The organism is Massilia sp. LC238 (genome assembly GCF_000735635.1).
GTDB lineage: Bacteria > Pseudomonadota > Gammaproteobacteria > Burkholderiales > Burkholderiaceae_D > Telluria > Telluria varians.
In genome coordinates, this window is sequence record NZ_JNNN01000045.1 from 68,794 (window position 1) to 94,894 (window position 26,101).

Below are 26,101 nucleotides of genomic sequence, written 5' to 3' on the forward strand. Positions count from 1 at the left end.
TCGCACCGCCGGCATCAGCCGAGCAGGTCTTCCACATCGATGAGCCGCTGCGCGATCTCCGCCAGCTTCAGGTTCTTGTTCATGGCCATGCTGCGCAGGCGCTGGTAGGCCTGGTCTTCGGTGAGCCGGTAGCGCGTCATCAGGAGGCCCTTGGCGCGGTCGACGGTCTTGCGCTCGGCCAGCTTCTGGCGCGTGCCCTCCAGCTCGTCGAGCAGCTTCTGCTCGCGCCGGAAGCGCGCCAGCGCCACGTCGAGCACCGCTTTCACACGCTCGGCCTGCAGGCCGGCCACGATGTAGGCCGACACGCCCGCGTCCAGGGCCGCGTCCATGCTGGCCGGCGCGTCGTCTTCGGTAAACAGCACGATGGGGCGGCGCGCATCGCGGGTGGCGATCACGATGTGCTCGAGGACGTCGCGCGCGTCGGATGCGCTGTCGACGATGATCATGTCCGGCTGCAGCTGGGCGACGCGCTCGGGCAGGAACACGTCGGCGGGAAGCGAGGCGACCAGGTCGTAGCCCGATTCGAGCAGGCCGATCCGCAGCGCGGCGCTGCGCTGGGCCTGCCCGGCGAGCGCTGCATCGCGCTGCGCGCCGGGGGGTGTTGCGGGATTGACGACGACGATCCGCAGATGAGGTGCTACACAGCCTATCGATTTCATGCCGGTATGTCATGCAAGAACCGATCCAGCTGCGCAAACCCCCTCTCGACACCTCAGCCATTCACAGTGGCAACAAAGAGACATTCGCCGCGTAAATATCACTGGTCGAGCTCCTTCATCAATTATTCATTATCCGTATCGAAGGAATCACCAATCTAAAGTTTATTTATGGCCCTGTCCTCCTTATACTGCAACGCAACATCGCAATCTTTACAGGGGAATTCATCATGACCACGACCCGCCGCTTCTTCGCCAGCGCCCTCGCCGCAGTGCGCAGCTTTTCGATCGAACTCTATGCCGCGCACGGCGGCTGGGCACCTGCGGTGCGGGGCTGAGCATGGACCTGCTCGACACCGTCCTGAGCGTCTGCGCCCTCACCGCCCTGGTCGTGCGCCTGGCCCTGTTCCTGCGTCCGGCAAAGCGCCCGGGCAAGGCGGCCTGAACGCTGCGACGCAACAGCAGTATTGATATGCACGCGCCGGTTGTACGTATGTACGTACGCCTGCGCGTTCTTTTTTAGCAGGTCCGTTCTCCATATGCCCCGCAGCGTGAAATGCTGAGCTAGAATGCAAGTCGCATTTTCTGGCAAGAAAGCCAACCTCCTTTCTACTTCAGCTCCTACAACACGATGCGTACACCAGCACTCACGATCTTCGCAGCGCTCCTGACCCTGCCGGCGCTGCCGGCGGCGGCATCCACGCCCATCACCCTCGACCAGGCCATGGCCCACCCCGACTGGATCGGCACGCCGGTGGAAAACGCTTGGTGGAGCTGGGACAGCAAGCAGGTGTTCTATAAACAGAAGCGCACCGGCTCGCCGGTCCGCGACACCTGGCAAGTGAGCCAGGGCGGCAAGCCGAAGCTGGTGAGCGACGCCGAGGCGGCAAAGATCGACGGCAACGACGTCATCTACAACCCGGCCCAGACCCGCGCCCTGATGCTGCGTAACGGCGACCTGTTCGAGCGCGACCTGAAGAGCGGCGCGCTGGTGCAGATCACCCGCGGCGCCAGCAAGCTCGACGCACTCCAGTATTCGCACGACGAACGCACGGTGTACTACCGCATCGGCACCGACTGGTACGGCTGGGACCGCGCCAGCCGCGTGGTCGGCCCGGTCGCGCTGCCGCGCGCCGCCAAGGACCCGGCGGTGAACGAGGAAGACGCGCTGCGCGACCAGCAGCTGCGCCTGATGGCCCACCTCAAGCGCCAGAAGGATGAACGCGATGCGCTGCGCGAGCGCATGAACGAGCAGCGCCGCGTCGACCCCACCCTGCCCCCGGCCCCGGTCTACCTGGGCGACAAGGTCGCGATCGAGAGCAGCGTGCTGTCGCCCGACGGCCGCTGGCTGCTGGTCGTCACCGCGCCGAAGAACGGCGACAAGGGCCGCGTCGGCAAGATGCCGCGCTACGTGACCGAATCGGGCTACGAGGAATTCGACGACCAGCGCACCCGCGTCGGCCGCAACATGCCGGCGCCCCATGCACTGAAGCTGGTCGACCTGCGCACCAACAAGGTGCAGGACCTGTCCTTCGACGTGCTGCCGGGCGTGAACGTCGACCCGCTGGCCGAGCTGCGCGCCGCCGCCAAGAAGGAGCCGCTGAAGGGCAACCGCGCGCTGCGCGTGATCGACGGCGCCGATGCGATCGAATGGTCGGCCAACGGCGCCAACGTCGCCGTGATGCTGCGCGCGGTGGACAACAAGGACCGCTGGCTCGCCACCGTCGACCTGCAGGCCGCCAAGCTCAAGCCGCTGCACCGCCTGACCGACAACGCCTGGGTCAACTACGACAACAACGAATTCGGCTGGCTGCCGGACAACCGCACGCTGTGGTACCTGTCCGAGGAAAGCGGCTACTCGCACCTGTACACCCAATCCGCCGAAGGTGGTCCTGCCCGCGCCCTGACCTCGGGCAAGTGGGAAGCCTCGGACGTGCGCTGGTCGCACGACGGCCGCATGGCCTATGTGATGTGCAACCGCGAAACGCCGGGCGACTACGAAGTCTGCGCGGTCGATGCGAAGAACGGCACGGTCCGCGAAGTCACCAGCCTGGACGGCGTCGAGCGCTTCACCCTGTCGCCCGACGAGAAGAAACTGCTGGTGCACTGGTCGAGCAGCTACACCCCGGTCCAGCTGGCAGTGGCGCCGGTGAGCGGCGGCGCGGCAACCAAGCTGACCGATACCCGCACTGCCGAGTTCAAGGCGCGCCAGTGGGTCGAGCCCCAGTACGTGGCGGTGCCCTCGAGCGCCGGCGGCGATCCGGTCTGGGCCAAGCTGTACCGCCCGGCCCAGCTGGAACCGGGCAAGAAGTACCCGGTCGTGATGTTCGTGCACGGCGCCGGCTACCTGCAGAACGTCAGCAAGCGCTACCCGAACTACTTCCGCGAGCAGATGTTCCACAACCTGCTGGTCCAGAAGGGCTACGTCGTGCTCGACATGGACTACCGCGCCTCGAAGGGCTACGGCGCCAAGTGGCGCAATGCGATCTACCGCCAGATGGGCCATCCGGAACTGGTGGACTACATCGACGGCGTGAACTACATGGTGGCGCAGCACCAGGGCGATGCCAAGAACGTCGGCGTGTACGGCGGCAGCTACGGCGGCTTCATGACCTTCATGGCCCTGATGCGCGCGCCGGAAACCTTCAAGTCGGGCGCCGCCCTGCGTCCGGTGACGGACTGGGTGACCTACAACCACGGCTACACCGCTAACATCCTGAACACGCCGGACATCGACCCGGAAGCCTACCGCATCTCGTCGCCGATCGAGTACGCCGACAAGCTGCAGGGCCACCTCCTGATCGCCCACGGCATGGTCGACGACAACGTGTTTTACCAGGACTCGGTGCGCATGGCCCAGCGCCTGATCGAACTGAAGAAGGACAACTGGGAGCTGGCCAGCTATCCGCTGGAGCGCCACGCCTACGTCCAGCCGGAAGCCTGGTATGACCAGTACCGCCGGATCTACCAGCTGTTCGAGCGCACGCTCAAGCAGTAAGCAAAACCAAGGCGCCTGCGGGCGCCTTTTTTTGTAGGGTGGGCGGGTCTCCCGCCCACGCGGTGATAGTTTGCGCCGAGATCATTCGGCGCGATAACGGAGCCGGCAGCGATCACCGCGTGGGCGGACAAGCCGCCCACCCTACTTTTCATTGGTCCGAGAGGAAGTCCAGCAGCGTGAGCGCCACCACCTTGGTGGCCTTGCGCAGATCCTCCAGCTGCACATGCTCGTCGGCCTTCTTGGCGTTCGATTCCTGCACCGTGCGCGGCCCGGCGCCGTACATCACCGCCGGGATGCCGCGTTCGCCGTACAGGCGCGCATCCGCGTACAGCGGCGTGCCCTGGGCCGTGACTTCCTCGCCGAGGATGGCGCGGCCGTGGCGCTGCAGGCTGTCCACCAGCTTGTCGGAGCCGGGCAGCGGGCGCAGCGCATGCGAGAGCAGCAGGCGCCGGATCTCCAGCCGGATGCCGGGCATGCCGGCCACCGCGCCTTCGACCAGGGCGCGCACCTGCGCTTCCACCGCCACCGGGTCTTCTTCCGGGATCATGCGGCGGTCCATCTTCATGACCACCTTGCCCGGCACCACATTGGTATTGGTGCCGCCATCGATGCGGCCGACCAGCATGGTGGGCGAATCGATGCCGGGTACTTGCGACTTGATCTTCTTGAGTTCCGGCAGCTGGCCGTAGATCGCGTTCAGGATGCGGGTGGCGGCCTGCAGCGCGTCCACTGCCGTCTCCGGCATGGCCCCGTGGCCGGCCTTGCCGTGCACCGTAATCTCCAGCTGCAGGCAGGCGTTGTGGGCGGTGACGATGTTGTAGCTGAAGCCGGCCGCGATCACGTAGTTGGGGCGGGTCAGGTTCTGTTCCAGCAGCCAGCCCGGGCCGAGCAGGCCGCCGAATTCCTCGTCGTAGGTGAAGTGCAGCTCGAGCGCGCCCTTGAGGGGCAAGCCCAGCGCTTCCAGCGCGCGCACGGCGAAGACATAGGTGGCGAAGTCGCTCTTCGAGACCGCCGCGGCGCGGCCGTAGATGGCGCCGTCAACGATCTCGGCGCCGTAGGGCGATTTGCTCCAGCCCTCGCCCGGCGGCACCACGTCGCCATGCGCGTTCAGCGCCAGCGTCGGGCCGCCCGCGCCATAGGGACGGCGCACGATCAGGTTGGTGATGCTTTCCATGCCGTAGTCGCGCACCTGCTGCTGCGGCACCGCATGCTGCTCGGCGTTCCAGCCGTATTGCGCGAGCATCGCCGCCACCGCTTCGGCATGCGGCGCATTGTTCCCCGGCGGCGTATCGGTGGGAATGCGGACGACCTGCTGCAGGAAGCCGACCTGCTCGTCGAAGTGCTCGTCGATCCATTGCAGGAGTCGTTGCTGTGCTTGATCGTTCATCGGTGTTGTCCGGTTTTTGCGCCCGCTTCGAACCAGGCGCCGACCTGCGCCCGTTCGGCATCGGTCATGTTGGTGAGGTTCGCCAGCGGCATCGCCTTCATCTGCACGGTCTGCTGGTAGATGCGCTGCGCGTTCTGGCTCACGAGTTCGGGGGTATGCAGCATCACGCCGCTTGGGGCCGTCGCGAAGCCCGGCTGGGTCGGGTGCTGCGCGTGGCAGGACACGCAGCGCTGGTCGATGATGGTGCGCACCTGGGCGAAGCGCGCCGCGTCGTCCGCGCCGGTCTGCGCCTTGACCGGTGCCGGCGCCTTGGGCGCGATGGCGAAGGCCAGGATGGCGAGCAGGGCCACGCCCGCCGCCGGGTACTTCCATTCGACCCGGCCCTTGTGGCGCAGGTTGAAGAAGTGGCGGATCAGGACGCCCGCCGCCATGATCACGCCCAGCACCGCCCAGGAGTATTCATGGCGGTAGGTCATCGCGTAGTGGTTGCTGATCATGATGAACAGCACCGGCAGCGTGAAGTAGTTGTTGTGGACGCTGCGCTGCTTGGCCTTGATGCCGTGGATGGGGTCCGGCTTCTCGCCGGCCATCATGGCGTTCACCATCTTGCGCTGGCCGGGAATGATCAGCATCGCCACGTTCGCCACCATCATGGTGCCGATCATCGCCCCCACGTGCAGGTAGGCGGCGCGGCCGCTCAGCAGGTGGGTGAGCACATAGCTGCTCAGGACCAGGAAGGCGAAGATGGTGAGGCCGAAGGCCAGGTCGTGCTTGCCCAGCGGGGAACGGCACAGCAGGTCGTAGACGATCCAGCCGACCACCAGGCTGGCCAGTCCAATGCCAACGGCCTGCCAGCTGGTCAAATCTGCCACGCTGCGGTCGACCATCATGGCCTGCGCGTTCAGGTAGTAGACGATGACCAGCAGCGCGAAGCCGGAGATCCAGGTGGAATAGGCTTCCCACTTGAACCAGTGGAGTTCCTTGGGCAGCTCGGCGGGCGCCACCAGGTACTTCTGCGGGTTGTAGAAACCGCCGCCGTGCACCGCCCACAGCTCGCCGGCCACGCCCTTCCTGGCCAGCTCGGAGCCCGGCGCCGGCGGACGGATGGTGTTGTCGAGCCAGACGAAGTAGAAGGACGCACCGATCCAGGCGATGCCCGTGATGATGTGCAGCCAGCGCACCAGCATGTTGAACCACTCCAGGGCATACGGGCCGAGATAACCGAAACCATCCATAGAAGCGTCCTTGTCGAGTATCCCTCGACGATAACGTGATTTCAATTTCTGCAACATGAAATTTAGCGTATATTCGACATAACTGTATTGATATACGCCCCCATGGCCAGCCTGCCCCAGCACCTCGACCTGCACCTGATCCGCATCCTCTACCTGCTGCTGCAGGAGAAGAACGTCTCGCGCGTGGCGCTCAAGCTGAACCAGCCGCAGCCCTCGATCTCGGCCTCGCTGCGCAAACTGCGCGAACTGACCGGCGACCCGCTGCTGGTGCGCGGCGCGCGCGGCATGGTGCCGACCCAGCACGGCGAGAGCCTGCTCAAGCCGGCCAAGCGCATCCTCGACGAAACCGAGAGCCTGTTCGTGCGCAAGTCGCCCTTCGTGCCGGAGGAAGCGGCGCGCACCTTCCACATCGCCGCGCCCGACTACCTCGACACCCAGTTCCTGCCGAACGTGGTGGCCGCACTGCGGCGCGGTTCGCCCAACAGCAAGGTGGTGATCCACAGCTTGGGACCGGGCCTGGACTACCTGCGCATGCTGTCCGACGGCGAGATGGACCTGGTGATCGCCAACTGGGACGAGCCGCCCGCGCACCTGCATATGTCCAAGCTGTTCGAAGACCCGATCATCTGTACCATGCGCGCCGACAGCCCGTATGCCAGGCGCACCGCGATCGATGCGATGACGGTCGAGGATTACCTGGCGCTGCCGCACGTGGCGCCCTCGCAGATGCTGCCGGGCTACCACGGCGTGATCGACGCCCACCTCGACCGCCTGGGGCTGCAGCGCAAGGTGGCGGTTGAGTCGCCCTACTTCGGCGTGATTCCCTACATGCTGACCCAGAGCGACCTGGTGCTGACCACCGGGCGCCAGTTCATCCGCTTCTACGAACGCACGCTGCCGCTCAAGAGCTTCACGGTGCCGATCAAGTTCCCGCCGATGCGCTTCTACCAGCTGTGGCACCAGCGAGTGCACCAGTCGACCGAACACAAGTGGCTGCGCGACCAGGTCAGCGCCGCGGCGCGTGCGCTGGTTGCAAAATAGACCAAAGCCGCGCAATACCCTTTATGGCGCCAGGCGTATAAACGGAGGAGCTTGCACGATTTATCATCAATGATTCCATTGAGGCGATGCGAACCATGACTACCCTGTCGGACCTGAACACCTGCCCACCCGCCGCCTTCGTCGAGGCGCTGCGCGGCATCTACGAACACTCTCCGTGGATAGCGGAGCGTGCAAGCGGCCTGCGGCCCTTCGCCAGCGTCGCCGCCCTCAAGCAGGCCTTGCAGGCGACCGTCACGCAGGCAAGCGAAGACGAGCAGCTGGCGCTGCTGCGCGCCCACCCGGAACTGGCCGGCAAGGCGGCGATCGCCGGCGAGCTGACGGCGGAATCCACGGGCGAGCAGGCGGCGTCCGGCCTGAACCGCTGCAGCCCGGAGAAGTACGCCGTGCTGCATGCGCTCAACGCGCAATACAAGGAGAAGTTCGGTTTCCCCTTCATCCTGGCGGTGAAGGGCCCGACGGGACGCGGCCTGACCCGCGCCGCCATCATCGAGACCTTCGCACGGCGCCTGAAGAACACGCGCGCCGACGAAATGCGCGAGTGCCTGCGCCAGGTGCACCGCATCGCCGAGATCCGCCTGAACGAGCTGCTGAAGGTGCAGCTGCTCTTCGGGCCGCAGGTGATGGACTGGGCCGAGACGCTGGGCGCGATCAGCGATAGCCCCGATGGGCTTACCTGCGCCTACATGACCCCGTCACACCAGCGCAGCGCCAGCCAGCTGCGCGACTGGATGATCGCGGCCGGCATGGACGCGCACATCGACGCGGTCGGCAACGTGGTCGGGCGCTACGCGGCGGCTCAGCCGGACGCCGAGACCCTCGTCACCGGCTCGCACTACGACACCGTGCGCAATGGCGGCAAGTACGACGGCCGGCTCGGCATCCTGCTTCCCATCGCCCTGGTGCGGCACCTGCACGGGCGCGGCGAACGCCTTCCCTTCCACCTCGAGGTGATCGGTTTCGCCGAAGAGGAAGGCGTGCGTTTTCGCAGTACCTTCCTGGGTTCAAGCGCCGTCACCGGCCGCTTCACCCCGAGCCTGCTCGAGCAGCAGGACAGCGAGGGCACGAGCATGCGCGCGGCCCTGGCGGCAGCCGGCCACGATCCTGCGGCCATCCCCGCCATCGCACGCGATCCGGCATCGCTGCTGGGCTTTGTCGAAGTCCATATCGAGCAAGGGCCGGTGCTGCTGGAACGCGGCCTGCCGGTCGGCGTGGTGACGGCGATTGCCGGCAGCTCGCGCTACCTGGTCGAACTGACGGGCGTGGCCAGCCATGCGGGCACTACCCCGATGGGCATGCGCCGCGACGCCGCCGCCGCGGCCGCCGAGATCGTGCTGCTGGTCGAGGAACGCTGCAGCGGGCGCGGCTCGCTGGTCGGCACGGTCGGCCAGCTCGAGGTGCCATCCGGTTCCGTGAACGTCATCCCGGGCCAGTGCCGGCTGTCGCTCGACATCCGCGCAGCAAGCGATGAAGAGCGCCTGGCGGCGGTGGACGACATCCTCGCAGGCACCAGTGCGATCTGCGCGCGCCGCGGCATCGAGGAAAAGCTGTGGAAGCTGGTGGAGGCCGACGCCGCGCCCTGTGCGCCGCGCCTGATGGACCGGCTGGGCGCGGCCATCGAGGCCGCCGGCCTGCCGCGCTTCGAACTCTTGTCCGGCGCCGGGCACGATGCCATGGAGATGGCGAACATCACCGAGGTGGCGATGCTGTTCACGCGCTGCGGAAACGGCGGCATCAGCCACAATCCGCTCGAGACCATGACGGCGGACGACGCCGAGGTGGCGGGCGAGGTGCTGCTGCACTTCCTGGAAAGCATGAGCAGGCAATAAGCTTTACTTCTTCGTCGCGCGTGTCGATTCGTCTTTCGGCGACATCTTCAGGATCGCCAGGATCACCAGTGCGAACAAAGCGCTCAGAACGGCGGTCGCTTCCCGTCCCATGCCGGCGGCAATGCCGATGGCGGCGCTCAGCCACACGCTGGCGGCCGTCGTAACGCCTTTGACGTCTTCCTTGTCGGTCTGCTTCAGGATAGCTCCGGCGCCGATGAAGCCGATGCCGGCGGTGACGCCCTGCAGCACGCGCGACAGGTCGCCGATCTCCATGCCCGCCTGCAGCGGGATCAGCACGAACAGGGCCGCGCCCAGCGACACCAGCATGTGGGTGCGCAAGCCCGCCGATGCGCCCACCGATTCGCGCTCGTAACCGAGCATCCCGCCCAGCACGACCGCCACCAGCAGCCGCACCACGATGCGCGTGATGTCCTCCACGTTGCCGAGGTCCGAAAATTCCTGCTGTATTGTCAACCAACTTCGATCCAGCCAGTCCATGCTGCTCCTCCCGAGGTCACCCGGGAATGATGCCATCTAATCAATATTTATGGCGCATGGATGACTTCGGCTCGTTCGAGCATGGCGTGCAAGAGCACGTTGCATCCCGCCTCCAGGTGGGCCGGCTGGGCGTCCTCGATCTCGTTGTGGCTGATGCCGTCCTTGCAGGGCACGAAGATCATGCCGGACGGCGCCACGCGCGCGGCGTAGATGGCGTCGTGGCCGGCGCCCGAGACCACGTCCATGCTCGAATAGCCCAGCTTCTCGGTGGCGGCGCGCACCGCGTTCACGCAATCCGGGTGGAAGGGGCAAGGCGGGTAATAGGACACGCGCTCGACCTCGATGGCCAGGCCACTGTCCTTGCGGGTTCTGGCCACGAAGGCCAGCATCTCCTCGTGCATGGTATTGAGCAGCGCGTCGTTCACGTTGCGCAGGTCGATGCTGAACTTGACCTGGCCCGGGATCACGTTGCGGCTGTTCGGGAACACCTGCACCATGCCCACCGTCCCGCGTCCATAGGGCGGGTAGCGGTTCGCGATGGCGACCACTTCCTGCATGATGGACGTCGCCACCTGCAGCGCATCGCGCCGCAGTCCCATCGGGGTGGGGCCGGCATGCGCTTCCATGCCCGTCACGGTGCAGTCGTACCACGACAGGCCCATCACGGCCGGCACCACGCCGATCACCTTGTCCGCGTCTTCCAGCACCGGCCCCTGCTCGATGTGGGTCTCGAAATAGGCGCCGATCGGGTGCTTGCCCGGCACTTCGTCGCCCAGGTAGCCGATGCGTTCCAGTTCCTCGCGCACGCTCTTGCCTTCGGTATCGACCGCCGCATAGGCCGTCTCCAGGCTGAAGGCGCCGCAGAACACGCCCGACCCCATCATCACCGGCACGAAGCGCGATCCTTCCTCGTTGGTCCAGAAGGCGACCTCGATCGGCGCCTCGGTCTGGATGTTGCGCTCGTTCAGGGTCCGTACCACCTCCAGCCCGGCCAGTACCCCGTAGTTGCCGTCGAACTTGCCGCCGGTCGGCTGGGTGTCGACATGGCTGCCGGTGACGATCGGCAGCGCGGACGGGTTGCGTCCTTCACGGCGCATGAAGACGTTGCCGATCTGGTCGACCGTGACTTCCAGCCCGGCCTCGCGGCCCCAGCGCACGACCAGGTCGCGGCCCTGACGGTCCAGGTCCGTCAGCGCCAGGCGCTTGACGCCGCCCTTTTCGGTGGCGCCGATCGCGGCCAGGTCCATCAGCGATTGCCACAGGCGCTCGCCATTGATACGCAGTTCGTCCATGCTGCTCTCCTCGATTCAAGCCACGGTGGCGGAAAAAGCGGGACGCTCGACGTAGCGCCCTGCCCCGGCTTCGGCGCGCAATGTGCCGCGCTCGAACACCAGCTTGCCCCTGGCAACCGTATGCGTAGGGACGCCGCGCACCGTGCGGCCTTCGAAGACGTTGAAGCCGCCTTTCGAATGCTGGGTCTGTGCGGAGATGGTGCGGGTGCCGCTCGGGTCCCAGACCACGATGTCTGCGTCGGCGCCGACAGCGACCAGGCCTTTGCGCGGGTACATGTTGAAGATCTGGGCCGCGTTGGTGGAGGTCACGCGCACGAATTCCGAGGGCGTGAGCAGGCCCGTGTTCACGCCGGCGTCCCAGACCACCGCCATGCGTTCCTCGACGCCGCCGCAGCCGTTCGGGATCCTGGTGAAGTCGTCCTTGCCGGCCGCCTTCTGCTCGGCGCAGAAGGTGCAGTGGTCGGTGGCGGTGGTGTGCAGGTTCCCGCCCTGCAGGCCCTGCCACAGCGCCTGCTGGTGGTGCCGGCTGCGAAACGGCGGGCTCATGACGTGGGCGCGGGCGAACTCGGGGTCGGGATGGCGGTACACGCTGTCGTCGATGACGAGGTGGCCGGCCAGCGCTTCGCCGTACACGCGCTGCCCCTTGGCGCGCGCCCGCGTGATCGCCTCCAGCGATTCGGCGCAGGACACGTGGACGATGTAGACCGGGGTGCCGAGCACGCCCGCGATCGCGATGGCGCGGTTGGCGGCTTCGGCTTCCACTTCCGGCGGGCGCGAGAGCGGATGGGCCTCGGCGCCGCGGATGCCCTTCATTAGAAGCTCTTGCTGCAGCTGGTAGACCAGTTCGCCGTTCTCGGCGTGCACGGTCGGGATCGCGCCCAGTTCCAGCGCGCGGCGGAAGCTTCTGACCAGGGTCTCGTCGTCGGCCATGATCGCGTTCTTGTAGGCCATGAAGTGCTTGAAGCTGTTGACGCCGTGCTCGCGCACCAGCACGCCCATCTCCTCGTGCACCGAGGGGTCCCACCAGGTGACGGCGACGTGGAAGGTGTAGTCGCCGGCCGACTTCTCGGCCCAGCCGCGCCAGGTGTGGAAGGCCTCCAGCAGCGACTGCTTCGGGTCGGGAATCACGAAATCCATGATGGTGGTGGTGCCGCCGGCCAGGCCGGCCGCGGTGCCGCTGAAGAAATCGTCGGCCGTGACGGTGCCCATGAAGGGCAGCTGCATGTGGGTATGGGTGTCGATCCCTCCCGGCATCACGAACTGGCCGCCGGCATCGACGATCGTCGCGCCCGCGGGCGCGTCGAGGTTCTCGCCCACCGCCGCAATCCTGTCCCCCACACACAGCACGTCGGCGCGGAACGCACGGTCGGCGTTCACGACGGTACCGCCACGGATCAAGGTAGTCATGACTCTCCCTTCAGGTTGGATAGTTGTTCGCTGTGTGATTCACGCTTCTGGGCGCCGGCGCGGTGCGGCCCTTCATCATCAGTCCGTACACGATGGCCGCGATCACCACGCCGACGAACCAGGCGTAGGTATAGATGGTCTTGAAGGCCTCGCCCACGTTCGGGAAGGCGTCCGGCAGCGCCGCGTTCAGGAAGCCGGGAAGGTTGGGCAACACGCCGGCCGCGAAGGCCACGATGGCGGCCACGTTCCAGCCGCCTTTATACGAGTAGCTTCCGCCCTCGTTGTAGAACTGGTCGACGTCGAGTTTTGTTTTGCGCACGAAGTAGTAGTCGACGATCATGATCCCGGCGATCGGCCCGAGCAGGGCCGAGTAGCCGGTCAGCCAGATGAAGATGTAGTTCTGGGTGGTCTCGAGTATCTTCCAGGGCATCATGGCGAGCGCGATGCCGGCCGTGATGTAGCCGCCGATGCGGTAGGAGATGCGCTTGGGCGACAGCGCCGAGAAATCGTAGGCCGGGCCCACCAGGTTGGCGGCCAGGTTGACGCTGGCGGTGTCGATCAGCAGGATGATGAGCGCCACCAGCACGGCGATGCCGGTCATGCGGCTGGCCACGTCGACCGGATCCCACAAGGCCTTGCCGTACAGGACGATGGTGGCCGAGGTGACGGTCACGGCCAGTGCCGCGAGCAGGCCCATCGGCAATGGCAGGCCGAGCGTCTGGCCGACCACCTGGTCGCGCTGGGTCTTGGCGAAGCGGGTGAAGTCGGGGATGTTCAGCGCCAGCGTGGCCCAGTAGCCGATCATCGCCGTCAGCGATGGCCAGAACACCGCCCAGAACAGGCCGGCCTTCGGTCCGCCCTCGACGAACGCGGAGGGCTGGCCGAGCAGCGGGCCGAAGCCGCCCACCTTGTCGTACACCCACCACAGCAGCAGGAAGCAGATCGCGATCTTCAGCGGCGCGGTATAGGTTTCGAGCTTCCTGATCGACTCCATGCCGTGCACGATGAAGTACATCTGGATTGCCCAGAAGCCCAGGAAGCAGGCCAGCTGGCCGAGGTTGATGCCCAGGCCCGGCAAGTTCTCGCCGCCGATCGGGGCGCCGAGCAGCACGCCCAGCAGCGTGTAGATCATGCTGCCGCCGAACCAGGTCTGGATGCCATACCAGCCGCAGGCGACGATCGCCCGCATCAGGGCCGGAAGCCGGGCGCCGCGGGTGCCGAAGGAGGCGCGCGCCAGTACCGCGTACGGAATGCCGTACTTGGTGCCGGCGTGGCCGATCAGGAGCATCGGCAGCAGCACGATCACGTTCGCCAGGAACACCGTAAGCACCGCCTGCCAGGCCGACATCCCGCTTTCGATCAGGCTGGCCGCCAGCATGTAGGCGGGGATGCTGATCACCATGCCGACCCACAGCGCCGCGAAGTGATACCAGCGCCAGGTGCGCTGCGCGGCCGTGGTCGGGGCCAGGTCGTGGTTCCAGAGTTCGGTGCTGGCGCCGGTCGGCGCGTCATGGTGCGTGGTCACGGGGGGACTCTCCTCGTCGGTTGCGAAAATGTGCGACCGAGTGTAGCGCAATCGTACTTACGGCGGTGCGGGGTTTCGTCGGCTCAAACGGCAACCGGTTCGGCCCTCGGGTTGCGCGGGTCCTGCGTCCAGTTCATGTAGGGCTTGCCGGTCTCCTGCGGCACCATGGTGATGCAGGCCTCCACCGGGCAGGTGATCTCGCACAGGTTGCAGCCCACGCATTCGGCATCCTTCACCTCGTAGCGGCGCGTGCCTGCATCATCCACGCTGCGCGCGATCGCCTGGTGCGAGGTGTCCTCGCAGGCGACGTAGCACTTGCCGCACTTGATGCACTTGTCCTGGTCGATCCGGGCAATCACCTGGTAGTTCATGTCCAGGTACTTCCAGTCCGTCGTGTTCTGCACCGCCTTGCGCGAGAAGGCCGCGATGTCGGGATAGCCCTTGCTGTCCATCCAGCGCGACAGGCCGTCCTTCATCTCTTCGACGATGCGGAAACCGTGCAGCATCGCGGCCGTGCACACCTGCACGCTGCCGGCGCCCAGCGCGATGAACTCGGCCGCGTCGCGCCAGTTGCCGATGCCGCCGATGCCCGAGATCGGCAAGTTGCGCGTGGCTGGGTCGCGCGCGATCTCGGCCACCATGTTCAGGGCGATCGGCTTGACCGCCGAGCCGCAGTAGCCGCCGTGGGTGCTGGCCCCGCCGACGATGGGGAATGCCACCATGCGGTCGAGGTCGAGGTGGGTGATCGAGTTGACCGTGTTAATCAGGGAAACCGCGTCCGCTCCGCCGGCCAGCGCGGCGCGTGCCGGATGGCGCACGTCGGTGATGTTCGGGGTCAGCTTGACGATCACCGGCAGGCGCGTGTGCTTCTTGCACCAGGCCGTGACCATTTGCACGTAGTCCGGCACCTGCCCCACCGCGGCGCCCATGCCGCGCTCGGGCATGCCGTGCGGGCAGCCGAAGTTCAGTTCGATGCCGTCGGCGCCGGTGGCTTCGACCAGCGGCAGGATCGCCGCCCAGGGCGCCTCCTCGCAGGGCAGCATCAGCGAGACGATCAGGGCGCGGTCCGGCCAGTCCTTCTTGACCTGGGTGATCTCCCGCAGGTTGATTTCCAGGCTGCGGTCGGTGATCAGTTCGATATTGTTAAAACCGATGACCTCGCGGTTCTTGCCGTAGTGGGCCGAGTAGCGCGAGGAGACGTTGACCGCCGGCGGATCTTCGCCCAGGGTCTTCCACACCACGCCGCCCCACCCCGCTTCGAAGGCGCGCACGACATTGTAGGCCTTGTCGGTCGGCGGCGCGGAGGCCAGCCAGAACGGGTTCGGGCTCTTGATGCCGCAGAAATCGATGCTCAGGTCGGCCATGCTGCCTCCGTTTTCGCTTGGATGTCTTCGTGGATGGCCATTGCAGCCAGCTTGCCGTGCTGGACCGCCTGCACGGTCAGGTCCTGTCCCGGCGCGACGCAGTCGCCGCCGGCATAGATGCCCGGCAGCGCGGTGCGGAAGCGATTGTCGATCCAGATGCGCTCGCCCTCGCGCGACAGTTCGCGCGCGAGCGGCTCCTGGAAGCCTTCTTCGCTCATGGCCTGGCCGATGGCCTTGAACACGGCGTCGGCTGCGATCTCGACCAGGCCGCCGGTGCGCACCAGGCGGCCCTCTTCCATGCGGGTCTGTTCGAAGCGCATGCCGGATACCCGGCCGCTTGCGTCCAGCAGCACCTCGAGCGGGGCTGCCCAGGTGCGAATACGGACAAAATTCGCCTTGGCGATCTCGATCTCGTGGCCGGTCGCGCTCATCGATTCCAGGCCGCGGCGGTAGACCAGGGTCACGTCCTCGGCGCCCAGGCGTTTTATTTGCACCGCCATGTCGATCGCGGTATTGCCGGCGCCGATGACGACCGCACGGCGCGGCACCGGCAGCATCGACAGGTCGCTGGCCTGGCGCAGCGCGGCGATATAGTCGATGGCCGCCATCAGGCCGGGCGCATTTTCCCCTAGCAGGCCGAGCGCGCGGCTGGTCTGCAAACCGATGCCCAGGAAAACGGCGTCGTAGCGGGTGTGCAGTTCGGCCAGGCTCAGGTTGTCGCCGAGCCGGCGGCCGTATTCGATGTGGATGCCGCCGATCGACAGCAGGAAGTCCACCTCCTGCTGGGCAAAATCGCCGGGCAGCTTGTACTTGGCGATGCCGAATTCGTTCAGGCCGCCCGCTTTCGGACGCGCCTCGTACACGACGACGTCGTTGCCCAGCATCGCAAGGCGGTGCGCGCAGGACAAGCCGGCCGGACCGGCGCCGACCACGGCGATCACCTTGCCGGTGGCAGGCGCGCGCTGGAAGGGATGACCCTCGAAACGGGCGTTGTCGATCGCGTAGCGCTGCAGCAGGCCGATGCGCACCGGCTCGCGCTCGGCCGGGTTGTTGCGCACGCAGGCGTGTTCGCACAGGATCTCGGTGGGACACACCCGGGCGCAGCTGCCGCCGAAGATGTTCGCCTTCAGGATGCCCGCTGCGGCACCGGTGACGTTCCCGTCATGGATGTTCTTGATGAAGCCGGCGACGTCGATGCCGGTCGGGCAGGCGTTCATGCAGGGGGCGTCGTAGCAGTACAGGCAGCGCGCTGCCTCGACAGCGGCCTGGCGCGCGCTGAAGGGCGGCGCCAGGTCGGTGAACTGCGCGGCCAGCTCGCCGTTCGAGCCTCCCGCGGGTGGCAGGTGCTGGAGTGATTCGATCATGTGCATCCCTTCTTGTTGTAGGTCGACGACATGCTGCAGCCCGGCCCTGCCGGGCATTCACCACCTCTACTTCATCTGGGGGAAGGCGAACTCCGGTCCGCTGCTGGCAGTGCTGGGCCAGCGCTCCATGACCGCCTTGTGGCGCGTGTAGAAGCGCACTCCCTCCGGTCCGTAGGCATGGTGGTCGCCGAACAGGCTGCGCTTCCAGCCGCCGAAGCTGTTGAAGGCCATCGGCACCGGCAGCGGCACGTTCACGCCGACCATGCCGACCTCGATCTGGCGCACGAACTCGCGCGCCACGCCGCCGTCGCGGGTGAAGATGGCGACGCCGTTGCCGTATTCGTTGGCGTTGATGAGTTCCACCGCGCGTCCCACGTCCGGCAGGCGCACCACGCACAGCACCGGGCCGAAGATTTCTTCCTTATAGATCGTCATGTCGGGCGTGACGTGGTCGAACAGGGTGCCGCCCACGAAGAAGCCGTTCGGACAGCCGTCCACGCGGTAGCCGCGGCCGTCGACGACGAGCCTTGCGCCCTGCTCCACGCCCTGGCCGATCAGGCGTTCGATGCGCTCCCTCGCGGCGCTGGTGACGACCGGGCCCATCTCGGCGCCCGGCGCCATGCCGTCGTCGACCTTGAGCCTGGCGGTGCGCTCGGCCAGCGCGACGACCAGTTTGTCGCCGGCGTCGCCGATTGCCACCGCCACCGAGATCGCCATGCAGCGCTCGCCGGCCGAGCCGTAGGCCGCGCCGATGAGCGCGTCGACCACCATGTCCATGTCGGCGTCCGGCATCACCACCATGTGGTTCTTGGCGCCGCCCAGGGCCTGCACGCGCTTGCCCTTGGCCGAACCACGCGAATAGATGTATTCGGCGATCGGCGTCGAGCCCACAAAACTGATGGCCTGGATGTCGGGATGATCGAGCAGCGCATCGACCGCCACCTTGTCGCCCTGCACCACGTTGAACACGCCGTCCGGCAGGCCGGCTTCCTTGAGCAGCTGCGCATGCAGCAGCGAAGGCGAAGGGTCGCGTTCCGAGGGTTTCAGGACGAAGGTGTTGCCGCACGCGAGCGCGACCGGGAACATCCACATCGGCACCATCACCGGGAAGTTGAAGGGCGTGATACCGGCGACCACGCCGAGCGGCTGGCGCATCGACCAGGCGTCGATGCCGCGCGCGATCTGGTCGGTGAATTCGCCCTTGAGCATCTGCGGGATGCCGACCGCGAATTCCACCACCTCGATGCCGCGCGCGACCTCTCCCTGGGCGTCGGCGAAGGTCTTGCCGTGTTCGCGCACCACCATGGCGGCGAAATCGTCGGTGTGCTGCTGGCACAGCTGCAGGTACTTGAACAGGATGCGCGCCCGCGCCAACGGCGGCGTGGCGGCCCAGGCCGGGAAGGCGGCAAGCGCGGCGCACACCGCGGCATCGACGTCGCGCGGCTCGGCCAGCGCCACCCGGGCGCAGGGCTCGCCGCGCGCCGGGTTGTAGACATCGATCTGGCGCGTGCCCTCGGCGTGCGCCGGTTGGCCGTTGATGAAGTGCGAAATGAGATTCATGTGTCTAGTCCAGGTTTTTCAGTATGTTGGCCAGCTTGCCGAACAGCTCGTCGATGTGCTGCTTGTTCAGGATGAGCGGCGGCGACAGCGCGATGATATCGCCCGTCACGCGGATCAGGATGCCGTCCGCGAAGGCCTTCTTGAAGGCGCTGTAGGCGCGCGCACCCGGCTTGCCGGCGATCGGTTCGAGCTCGATGCCGGCCACCAGGCCGATCGAGCGCAGGTCGATCACGTGCGGCAGGCCGCGCAGCGAATGCAGCGCATCCTCGAAGTAAGGCTGTAGCGATTTCGCGTTCTCGATGATGCCCTGCTCGCGGAATACCTCGAGCGTGGCGAGCGAGGCCGCGCAGGCCAGCGGGTGGCCCGAATAGGTATAGCCGTGGAACAGCTCGATACCGGCCGGCGCTTCCATGAAGGCGTCGTGGATGAAGCGCTTGGAGAACACGGCGCCCATCGGCACCACGCCGTTGGTCAAGCCCTTGGCGGTGGTCATCATGTCCGGCTCGACGCCGAAATAATCGCTGGCGAAAGGCGTGCACAGGCGGCCGAAACCGGTGATGACTTCGTCGAAGATCAGGAGGATGCCGTGCTTGTCGCAGATCTCGCGCAGGCGCTTCAGGTAACCCTTGGGCGGCACCAGCACGCCGGTGGAGCCGGACACCGGCTCGATGATGACGGCGGCGATGGTCGACGCGTCGTGCAGCGTGACCAGGCGTTCCAGCTCGTCGGCCAGCTCGGCGCCGAAATCCGGCTCGCCGCGCGAGAAGGCGTTTTTCGACAGGTTGTGCGTGTGCGGCAGGTGGTCCACGCCCGGCAGCAGCGGGCCGAAGCTCTTGCGGTTGTTGCCGATGCCGCCCACCGACAGGCCGCCGAAGCCCACGCCATGGTAGCCGCGCTCGCGGCCGATCAGGCGGGTGCGCCCACCCTCGCCGCGCGCCTTGTGGTAGGCCAGCGCCATCTTGAGGGCGGTGTCCACCGCCTCGGAACCGGAGTTGGTATAGAACACGTGGCCGAACTTGTGGCCGGTGTACTCCATCAGCTGCTCGGCCAGGTCGAAGGCGGCCGGGTGGCCCATCTGGAAGGTGGGCGCGAAGTCGAGCTGGCCGACCATCTCGCTCACGGCCTGGGTGATTCTCGGCTGGGCATGGCCGCAGGGCACGCACCAGAGGCCGGCGGTGCCGTCGAGCACGCTGTTGCCGTCCACATCCTTGTAGTACATCCCCTCGGCCGACACCAACAGGCGCGGATTGGCCTTGAAGTCGCGGTTATTCGTAAAAGGCATCCAGAATGCGGACATCGAGGTGGGCCTGGACTCGTTCATGCGTCTCTCCCCCGCCATGACGGCGAAAAATTTTTACCAGTTGGCAAAATATTGATCAATAATAGTCAGCAAGGCAACACCGGCACAGATACACCAAGGGTAAAACCGACCAACCGTACAGGTAACGCGACCTGTACAGTTCGAGTGGAGTGGTGCGATGGAAGAAGTTGTTCTAGCAGAGGGCATTCCTTCTGAAACCTTGCGATCCGCATCCGCGCGCAGCACCGCCAGTATGGCTGGTGGCGCCGCATGGCCGCTGCTCGCCATCGACCGGAAGGGGCGCGGCAGCCTGGTCGACCAGATCGTCGGGACTATCTCGACGATGGTAAACGAGCGCCAGCTCGGTGCTGGTACGAAAATGCCATCGGTTAGACAATTCGCAAAGTGCAATGGCGTCAGCACATTCACGGTGGTCGAAGCCTACGAGCGGCTGCACCAGCTGGGGCTGCTGTCCTCGCGCCGCGGTTCCGGATTCTTCGTTGCGCGCAGCCTGCCGCAGGTGCCCTGCACCCCGAGCGCTTCCCAGCCCAGCCTGCAATCCGAAATCGATGCCCTCGCCCCCGACCTGTACAGTGGGCAGGCCGAGGCGCTGCCCGTGGGCGCCGGCTGGCTGCCGCCCGAGTGGTATGGCGAAAATACCATCCTCGACGCCGTGCGCCATGCGATGAAGATCCCGGCCAGCCGCCTGCGCGGCTACGGCCATCCGCTCGGCTTTCCCGCGCTGCGCCAGTACCTCGCCACCAGCTTGTCGGGCGAGCTGTTCGCCGTCGAGCCCGAGCAGATCCTGCTGACCAACGGCGCCACCCACGCCTTCGACCTGGTGCTGCGCACCCTCACGCGGCCCGGCGACGTGGTGCTGGTGGAAGACCCGGGCTACAGCAACCTGCTGTCGCTGGTGCGCCACCACGGCTGCATCCCGGTCGGCATCCCGCGCAGCGAGGCCGGGCTGGACATGGAGGAACTGGCGCGCCAGGCCGCCCTGCTGCATCCCAAGCTCATGTTCGTCAACACGGTGCTCCAGAACCCGCTCGGCACCTCGCTCTCGCAGGCCCAGGCGCACCGCCTGCTGGCGCTGGCCGAGCAGTTCGATTTCTGGCTGGTGGAAGACGACATCTACCGCGAGCTGGCTGCCCCCGGCGAGGCGTCGCTTGCGGCCATGGACGGGTTGCGCCGCGTGATCCGGGTCGGCAGCTTTTCCAAGACCCTGTCGCCGGTGCTGCGGGTGGGTTCGCTGTGCGCCTCGCATTCCCTGATACCGGAACTGCTGCGCGTGAAGATGGTGGCGGGCCTGACCACGTCCGAGATCAACGAGCGCGCGGTCTTCCACGCCACCGGCACGCGCGGCTACCGCCGCATGGTCGAGCGTTTGACCAGCCAGCTGGAGGACGCGCGCGAACGCGCCCTGGAGGCCCTGCTCCATGTGGGATTGCGCCCGCTGGCGCGGCCGCGCGGCGGCATGTTCGTCAGCGCCGGCTGGGCGGAAGCGCCGAGCGCGGCGAGAAACGGCCGCAGTATCGCCGACGCCGCGTTAAGGGCCGGCATCCTGCTGGCGCCGGGCGAATTCTTCACGCAGCGCGAACCCCAGGGCATCTGGTTCCGCTTCAATGCCGCCTACGCGGCCGACCCGCAACTGCTCGACTTCCTGCGCGCACAGCGCTGAGGACACCATGGACACCCACGTCACCGACAGCGCCAGGCGGCGCGACAAGCTGGAAAGCGCCATCCTCGCCGCCGCCACCCGCCTGTTCGCCGAATGCGGCTTCGACGGCGCCAGCATCGCCGCGGTCGCCGAACGGACCGGCATCTCGAAGCAGAATCTGCTCTACTACTTCCCGACCAAGAACGGCCTGTACCAGCGCGTGCTCGACGACGTGCTCGACGACTGGCTCGAGCGCATGGCCAAGCTTGCCGATGCCGGCGGCGAGCCGGCCGACGTGCTGCGTGCCTACGTCGCCGCCAAGCTGCGCTTCTCGCGCGAGCAGCCCTGGGCCTCGCGCGTGTATGCGATGGAGGTCATCGGCGGCGCCAAGTTCTACGGCGAGCAGATCCGCGCCCGCGTGGTGCCGCTGCTGCGCCGCGACATCGAGGTCTTCGAGCGCTGGATGGCGGACGGCCGCATCGCCCGCGTGGACGCCACTCACCTGCTGTTCGCGCTGTGGGCCATGACCCAGTCCTACGCCGACTTCTCGGCCCAGATGGCGCTGGCGCTGGACAAGCCCGAACTCACCGGCACGGACTTCGAGGATGCCGAGCGCCTGATCGGCGACCTGGTGGTGCGGGCGGTCGCCTCTACCGGCTGAGGTAGGCCGCTGCCCCGGCCGCAGTGTTATCATTTCGCCATGTCCAGTTACCCCACGCCCATCCTTACCACCGAGCGCCTCACCCTGCGTCCCATGACGATGCGTGACGCTGCCGACCTGTTCGCCGTGTTCTCCGATCCCGCCGTGGTGCGCTACTGGAGCGCCGAGTCGTGGGTCTCGGTTGCCTTTGCCGAAAGCGCGATCGCGCGGGCCCTCGAAGCCTACCGCGAGCAGTCGGAAGTGCGCTTCGGCATCGAGCTGGCCGACACCGGCCTTCTCATCGGCACCGTCAACCTGCACCATTTCTTCCCGCAGAACCGCCGCTGCGAACTGGGCTACGCGCTGGGCAGCCCGCATTGGGGCAAGGGGTATGCCACCGAGGCGCTAGAGGTGGCGCTCGACTACGGTTTCCACGAACTGCGCCTGAACCGCGTGGAAGCCGACATCGACCCGCGCAACGGCGCCTCGGCCGCCGTGCTCGAACGCCTGGGCTTTCGCAAGGAAGGCTACATGCCGGAACGCTGGTTCGTGCATGGCCAGATGGCCGACACCGTCAACTACGGGCTGCTGCGCAGCTACTGGGACGCGCGCAGCCGCGCAGCGCTCTCCCGAAAGTGATAATTACGGTTCCGCTTATCCGCCCACGCTACCGACAAACCCGGGATTTCGACCGTTCGTCGGATGACCATGGCGCTGCCTGGCCCCAGGGCCTACAGTGGCGCCATCAACTCAACCGAAGGAGCACGCATGAAACCCACTCGCTTTGATACGTTCATGACCGACATGAAAGACATCGCCCGCAAGGCCAACCGTGCCCTGCGTTCGGGCGCCCGCACCCTGGCGTCGCTGTCCTGGCCGTCGCTGCTGGCGGTGTCGATCGGGCTGGCGTTGATCCTGAGCATCGTGCCGCTGGCGCTCACGCTGTTCATCGCTTTCCTGCTGCTGAAAGTCGTCGCGACCGCCCTGTTCGGCCGCCGTCCGGCCCAGATCGTGGAGTAAGCCATGACTGCTGCTCCGATCAACCGCGCACTCGACTTCGTGCGCGAAGCCGTCAGCGAAGCGAGCACCCTGTGGTGGGGCTTCTTCGACTGGCTGGCCCTGGTCGAGTGGCGCAAGCTGTACGTGACCTGGTTCCTGGCTTTCGTCTTCGGCATCTCGTTCAACCTGACCGAACCGGCGGTGTGGTTCATCCTGCTCTCGCTCGGCGTCAAGGTGCTGGCCGGCGGCAAGCGCCGCGCCGAACTGACGGCGCGGGAAGCCTCCGACAAGGCCAACGTGGCCACCCTCGAGCGCCGCCTGATGGAAGCCCAGATGGCCACCCTGCAGGCCCAGGTCGAACCGCATTTCCTGTTCAATACCCTGGCCCTGATCGGCCAGCTGATCGAGACCGATCCGAAGGAAGCGGCGCGCGTGCACGCGCACCTGATCGAATACCTGCGCTCCTCGCTGCCGCAAATGCGCTCGGGTGGCGGCGGCACGCTCGGCAAGCAGGTCGAGCTGTCGCGTGCCTACCTGGCGATCATGCAGGCGCGCATGAAGGAGCGCCTGCAGGTGCGCTTCGAAGTGCCCGATTTCCTGGGCAGCTCGCCGTTCCCGCCGATGATGCTGCAGACCCTGATCGAAAATTCGATCAAGCATGGCCTGGAGCCGAAGGTGGCCGGCGGAACCATCACGGTCCGCGCCCATGTCGAAGTGGCCACGCTGCACGTGGACGTGTGCGACGATGGTGTCGGCATCAACGTGCACGCCGACGAAGGCGTGGGCCTGGCCAACATCCGCGAGCGCCTCGCCCTGCTGTACGGGAAGGATGCCGAGCTGGTGATCGAAATGCCACCTGGCGGCGGCGCCTGCGCCTCGATCCGCCTGCCCTACCGCATGACGGAGTTCGACTGATGAGCCAGAGCAGCCCCACCGCACTGATCGCCGACGATGAAGCGCCGATGCGCGACCAGTTGCGCATGCGCCTGGCGGAAACTTGGCCGGAACTGCGCATCGTGGCCGAAGCCGCCAACGGCGCCGAAGCGCTGGAGCTGGCCGAGCAGCACAAGCCCGACATCGCCTTCCTCGACATCCGCATGCCGGGCATGGGCGGCATCGACGCCGCCCGCCAGCTGTACAACCGCTGCCACATCGTGTTCGCCACCGCTTACGACCAATACGCGCTCGACGCCTTCGAACAGGGTGCGATCGACTACCTGCTCAAGCCGGTGACGCCTTCAAGGCTGCAGACCACCTGCGAGCGCCTTCGCGCGCGGCTCACCAGGGCGCCGCAGGACATCGGCGCGCAGCTAGCCGAGCTGGGCACCCTGCTCAAGCAGGGCGGCGCGGCCAAGCCAAACTACCTGAAGTGGATCCAGGCCCAGGTGGGCGGCAGCCTGCGCATGGTCAGCACGCGCGAGGTCCTGTTCTTCCAGGCCGACGACAAGTACACCTGCGTGCAGACCGCGACCGCCCAGCTCCTCATCCGCAAGACGCTCAAGGAACTGGCGGACGAGCTGGACCCGGACGAGTTCTGGCGCATCCACCGCTCGACCCTGGTACGGGTGGATGCGATCGCCGAGGTGTTCCGCGACCTGCGCGGGCGCCAGATGGTCCGGCTGCGCAACTTCCCCGGCGAGCTGGAAGTGAGCCGCAATCACGGCCATTTGTTCCAGCAGATGTGATGCCCTTGGCGGCCTGGCGCTCAGCCGAACAGGCCCTCGTCGGAACCGTCGCCGTCGAAGAAGCCGCCGCTGCCTTCCGAACCGAAGTCACCGCCGTCGAGCAGGCTGCCGCCCGTGCCGATGTCGTTCAGGCCGGCCTGGTCGGCCAGCGCGCTGCCCGACAGGTCGGCGCCTGACAGGTTTTCTCCTCCCAGCAGGTGAGCGCCGCTGTTTCCGTCATGGTCATGGAACAGGTTGTCCAGGCCGTGGAACAGGAAGCTGCCGGCTGCCACGCCGGCCGCGGTCGCAGCGATCGAGCCGAGCAGGCCGCCACCTCCACCTCCACGCAAGAAACCGCCCATGCCGCGGCCCATCGAGCCCGGCATGGCGTGCTGGTAATGCATGTGGTGGGATTGCGGGTGGCTGGCGTGCCTGCGACTGCCCCAGGAATACGGGTCGAGGAAGCCGCCGCGGCTGGTCTGTTGCTGCTGTTGTTGCAGCTGGCTTTCCAGTGCGGCGATCTGGGATTTGGCGCTGTCGAGGGCCTGTTCCATCAGCAGCACACGCTGCACCAGCAGGTAGGCGGCATCGGGCTGTTGTGCGACCGCGCGCTGGATGAGCGCGTCGGCCTCGGGGTCTTTCTTGATGCCTCGGGCCTGGACGAGCTGGCCGAGGAAGTCATGCAGCATTTGGGTGTCGGATGGGCTCATGGTGGTGCTCCTCATCGAAAACGTGGTCAAAGCTGCATGTTGTGTCCTAATCCGAGATTTCAAGCCAATAGCTCTACATGCATTAAAGCGTCTCAATCACTGTGCGGACTTCAAGAACGTCATTAAATTCTCCCCAATTTCTTCCTCAGATCCTTGGTCGAGTTCCCGTCCAATGTCTGGCAGTTGCTTACTAAATCAACATATACTTCTTTGCCAGTGGCCTTCTTGAGCTTTGCGGGATATTTATAAAATATCAAGTAACTGCGCACAGCCAATCCCGCGAACATCAAGCTTACGGGCAATGCGCCAACAATCAGAAATATATGCGGGAAAGGAATCCCCATAAACTCTTTTACCTGATCCATTATAGGGATCAGCAAACAAGCAAGAGCGACAGAACTTACGAAATATCGATCTCGCGGCGCTTGGGAGAACCTGTAGAACTTTTCAAGTAAGTATTTATCACCACGCTGGGAATAATAGATCGCATCTAATTCTTCTTGATAAACTATATTCCGCAGCTGATCATTCTCGTAAACCTGACGATAGATAGCGAAAAACCGCCTGCACCAGGACACATGACAAGTAGCATACACGCCGAGTACAGTCACATCAACGATAAGCGGCGCATTGCCATACAAGAGAAGTACGGTGCACGGGATAAGCGTGAATATTACAAAGCTCGCCATACACAGCGCAGAACTTCCGAAGTATTTTGTTCGCCAATCCCATCTCGAAAAAGATGGTCCTATCAGCAGGCCTAGCGAACCAATCAGCATTACGAGAAGTACCAATACAATCGGATTTCTTTCCAAAGGGAGATCTGGAACCGGACCGCTCGCAAATGGAATACTGACAAGTGTGAGGAGAAGCGCTCCAAGAGCCCCAATCCTGGAAAAACTGGATGGACGCATGAAAGCGGGGTTAATTGAATCGAGATCTTTCAAGCCATTG

The 26,101-nt window shown here is 65.8% G+C and carries 22 protein-coding genes; 9 read left to right on the top strand and 13 right to left on the bottom strand.

Annotation, left to right across the window (positions count from 1 at the left end):
- Nucleotides 1–14: 14 nt before the first annotated feature.
- A complete protein-coding gene (locus tag FG94_RS12520; protein ID WP_036211987.1) occupies nt 15–659 on the bottom strand; it encodes an ANTAR domain-containing response regulator in 645 nt (214 codons plus the stop codon).
- A gap of 628 nt (nt 660–1,287) precedes the next feature.
- Between FG94_RS12520 and FG94_RS12525 the strand changes: the two genes are divergently transcribed.
- Complete coding sequence (locus tag FG94_RS12525; protein ID WP_036211990.1) at nt 1,288–3,654, top strand: prolyl oligopeptidase family serine peptidase; 2,367 nt, start codon at nt 1,288–1,290, stop codon at nt 3,652–3,654.
- A gap of 148 nt (nt 3,655–3,802) precedes the next feature.
- On the opposite strand, the gene FG94_RS12530 is transcribed toward FG94_RS12525, so the two are convergent.
- Nucleotides 3,803–5,041 (bottom strand): M20/M25/M40 family metallo-hydrolase, encoded by a 1,239-nt coding sequence (locus FG94_RS12530; protein ID WP_036211993.1) that lies wholly within the window; start codon nt 5,039–5,041, stop codon nt 3,803–3,805.
- Entirely contained in the window at nt 5,038–6,276 is a 1,239-nt protein-coding gene (locus FG94_RS12535; RefSeq protein WP_036211996.1) for a urate hydroxylase PuuD, read from the bottom strand. The genes FG94_RS12530 and FG94_RS12535 overlap by 4 nt, the downstream gene beginning before the upstream one ends.
- A 102-nt stretch (nt 6,277–6,378) precedes the next feature.
- Between FG94_RS12535 and FG94_RS12540 the strand changes: the two genes are divergently transcribed.
- Both FG94_RS12540 and FG94_RS12545 read left to right on the top strand, forming a co-directional pair.
- On the top strand, nt 6,379–7,317 hold the full coding sequence (locus tag FG94_RS12540; RefSeq protein ID WP_036211999.1) for a LysR substrate-binding domain-containing protein: 939 nt from the start codon (nt 6,379–6,381) through the stop codon (nt 7,315–7,317).
- A gap of 95 nt (nt 7,318–7,412) precedes the next feature.
- Complete coding sequence (locus tag FG94_RS12545) at nt 7,413–9,164, top strand: allantoate amidohydrolase (protein WP_036212002.1); 1,752 nt, start codon at nt 7,413–7,415, stop codon at nt 9,162–9,164.
- A 3-nt stretch (nt 9,165–9,167) separates the two neighbouring features.
- On the opposite strand, the gene FG94_RS12550 is transcribed toward FG94_RS12545, so the two are convergent.
- From FG94_RS12550 to FG94_RS12585, 8 genes are all read right to left on the bottom strand, one after another.
- Nucleotides 9,168–9,662 (bottom strand): MgtC/SapB family protein, encoded by a 495-nt coding sequence (locus FG94_RS12550; protein ID WP_051996594.1) that lies wholly within the window; start codon nt 9,660–9,662, stop codon nt 9,168–9,170.
- Nucleotides 9,663–9,709: 47 nt separating this feature from the next.
- Nucleotides 9,710–10,954, bottom strand: coding sequence for a Zn-dependent hydrolase (locus FG94_RS12555; RefSeq protein ID WP_036212005.1), 1,245 nt, complete (start codon nt 10,952–10,954; stop codon nt 9,710–9,712).
- Between the two features lie 15 nt (nt 10,955–10,969).
- On the bottom strand, nt 10,970–12,361 hold the full coding sequence (gene hydA / locus FG94_RS12560) for a dihydropyrimidinase (RefSeq protein WP_036212009.1): 1,392 nt from the start codon (nt 12,359–12,361) through the stop codon (nt 10,970–10,972).
- Nucleotides 12,362–12,371: 10 nt separating this feature from the next.
- Nucleotides 12,372–13,886 carry an NCS1 family nucleobase:cation symporter-1 gene (locus tag FG94_RS12565; protein WP_036212012.1) on the bottom strand — a complete coding sequence of 505 codons (1,515 nt, stop codon included), beginning with the start codon at nt 13,884–13,886 and terminating at the stop codon, nt 12,372–12,374.
- A gap of 83 nt (nt 13,887–13,969) precedes the next feature.
- Nucleotides 13,970–15,250, bottom strand: coding sequence for an NAD-dependent dihydropyrimidine dehydrogenase subunit PreA (gene preA / locus FG94_RS12570; RefSeq protein ID WP_036212015.1), 1,281 nt, complete (start codon nt 15,248–15,250; stop codon nt 13,970–13,972).
- Nucleotides 15,238–16,614, bottom strand: a complete 1,377-nt coding sequence (locus FG94_RS12575; protein ID WP_036212113.1) for an NAD(P)-dependent oxidoreductase — start codon at nt 16,612–16,614, stop codon at nt 15,238–15,240. Before FG94_RS12575 ends, preA begins: the two co-directional genes overlap by 13 nt.
- 66 nt (nt 16,615–16,680) lie before the next feature.
- Nucleotides 16,681–18,174 carry a CoA-acylating methylmalonate-semialdehyde dehydrogenase gene (locus tag FG94_RS12580; protein WP_036212018.1) on the bottom strand — a complete coding sequence of 498 codons (1,494 nt, stop codon included), beginning with the start codon at nt 18,172–18,174 and terminating at the stop codon, nt 16,681–16,683.
- Between the two features lie 4 nt (nt 18,175–18,178).
- Nucleotides 18,179–19,495, bottom strand: a complete 1,317-nt coding sequence (locus FG94_RS12585) for an aspartate aminotransferase family protein (RefSeq protein ID WP_036212021.1) — start codon at nt 19,493–19,495, stop codon at nt 18,179–18,181.
- Between the two features lie 199 nt (nt 19,496–19,694).
- Between FG94_RS12585 and FG94_RS12590 the strand changes: the two genes are divergently transcribed.
- The 6 genes from FG94_RS12590 to FG94_RS12615 all read left to right on the top strand — a co-directional run bounded on the left by FG94_RS12590 (nt 19,695) and on the right by FG94_RS12615 (nt 24,458).
- Nucleotides 19,695–21,155, top strand: coding sequence for a PLP-dependent aminotransferase family protein (locus FG94_RS12590; RefSeq protein ID WP_307188119.1), 1,461 nt, complete (start codon nt 19,695–19,697; stop codon nt 21,153–21,155).
- A 7-nt stretch (nt 21,156–21,162) separates the two neighbouring features.
- The gene (locus FG94_RS12595; protein WP_036212027.1) at nt 21,163–21,795 is read left to right on the top strand and encodes a TetR/AcrR family transcriptional regulator; all 633 of its coding nucleotides are present in this window, start codon (nt 21,163–21,165) and stop codon (nt 21,793–21,795) included.
- Nucleotides 21,796–21,834: 39 nt separating this feature from the next.
- On the top strand, nt 21,835–22,413 hold the full coding sequence (locus tag FG94_RS12600) for a GNAT family N-acetyltransferase (RefSeq protein ID WP_036212030.1): 579 nt from the start codon (nt 21,835–21,837) through the stop codon (nt 22,411–22,413).
- Between the two features lie 129 nt (nt 22,414–22,542).
- A complete protein-coding gene (locus FG94_RS12605) occupies nt 22,543–22,794 on the top strand; it encodes a hypothetical protein (protein ID WP_229445933.1) in 252 nt (83 codons plus the stop codon).
- Nucleotides 22,795–22,797: 3 nt separating this feature from the next.
- Nucleotides 22,798–23,688, top strand: coding sequence for a sensor histidine kinase (locus FG94_RS12610; RefSeq protein WP_036212033.1), 891 nt, complete (start codon nt 22,798–22,800; stop codon nt 23,686–23,688).
- Entirely contained in the window at nt 23,688–24,458 is a 771-nt protein-coding gene (locus FG94_RS12615; RefSeq protein WP_036212036.1) for a LytTR family DNA-binding domain-containing protein, read from the top strand. Before FG94_RS12610 ends, FG94_RS12615 begins: the two co-directional genes overlap by 1 nt.
- A gap of 20 nt (nt 24,459–24,478) precedes the next feature.
- Here the strand turns inward: FG94_RS12615 and FG94_RS12620 are convergent, their stop codons facing one another.
- The gene (locus FG94_RS12620; RefSeq protein WP_036212039.1) at nt 24,479–25,147 is read right to left on the bottom strand and encodes a DUF2076 family protein; all 669 of its coding nucleotides are present in this window, start codon (nt 25,145–25,147) and stop codon (nt 24,479–24,481) included.
- A gap of 122 nt (nt 25,148–25,269) precedes the next feature.
- Nucleotides 25,270–26,094, bottom strand: coding sequence for a hypothetical protein (locus FG94_RS12625; RefSeq protein WP_152570961.1), 825 nt, complete (start codon nt 26,092–26,094; stop codon nt 25,270–25,272).
- Nucleotides 26,095–26,101: the final 7 nt, after the last annotated feature.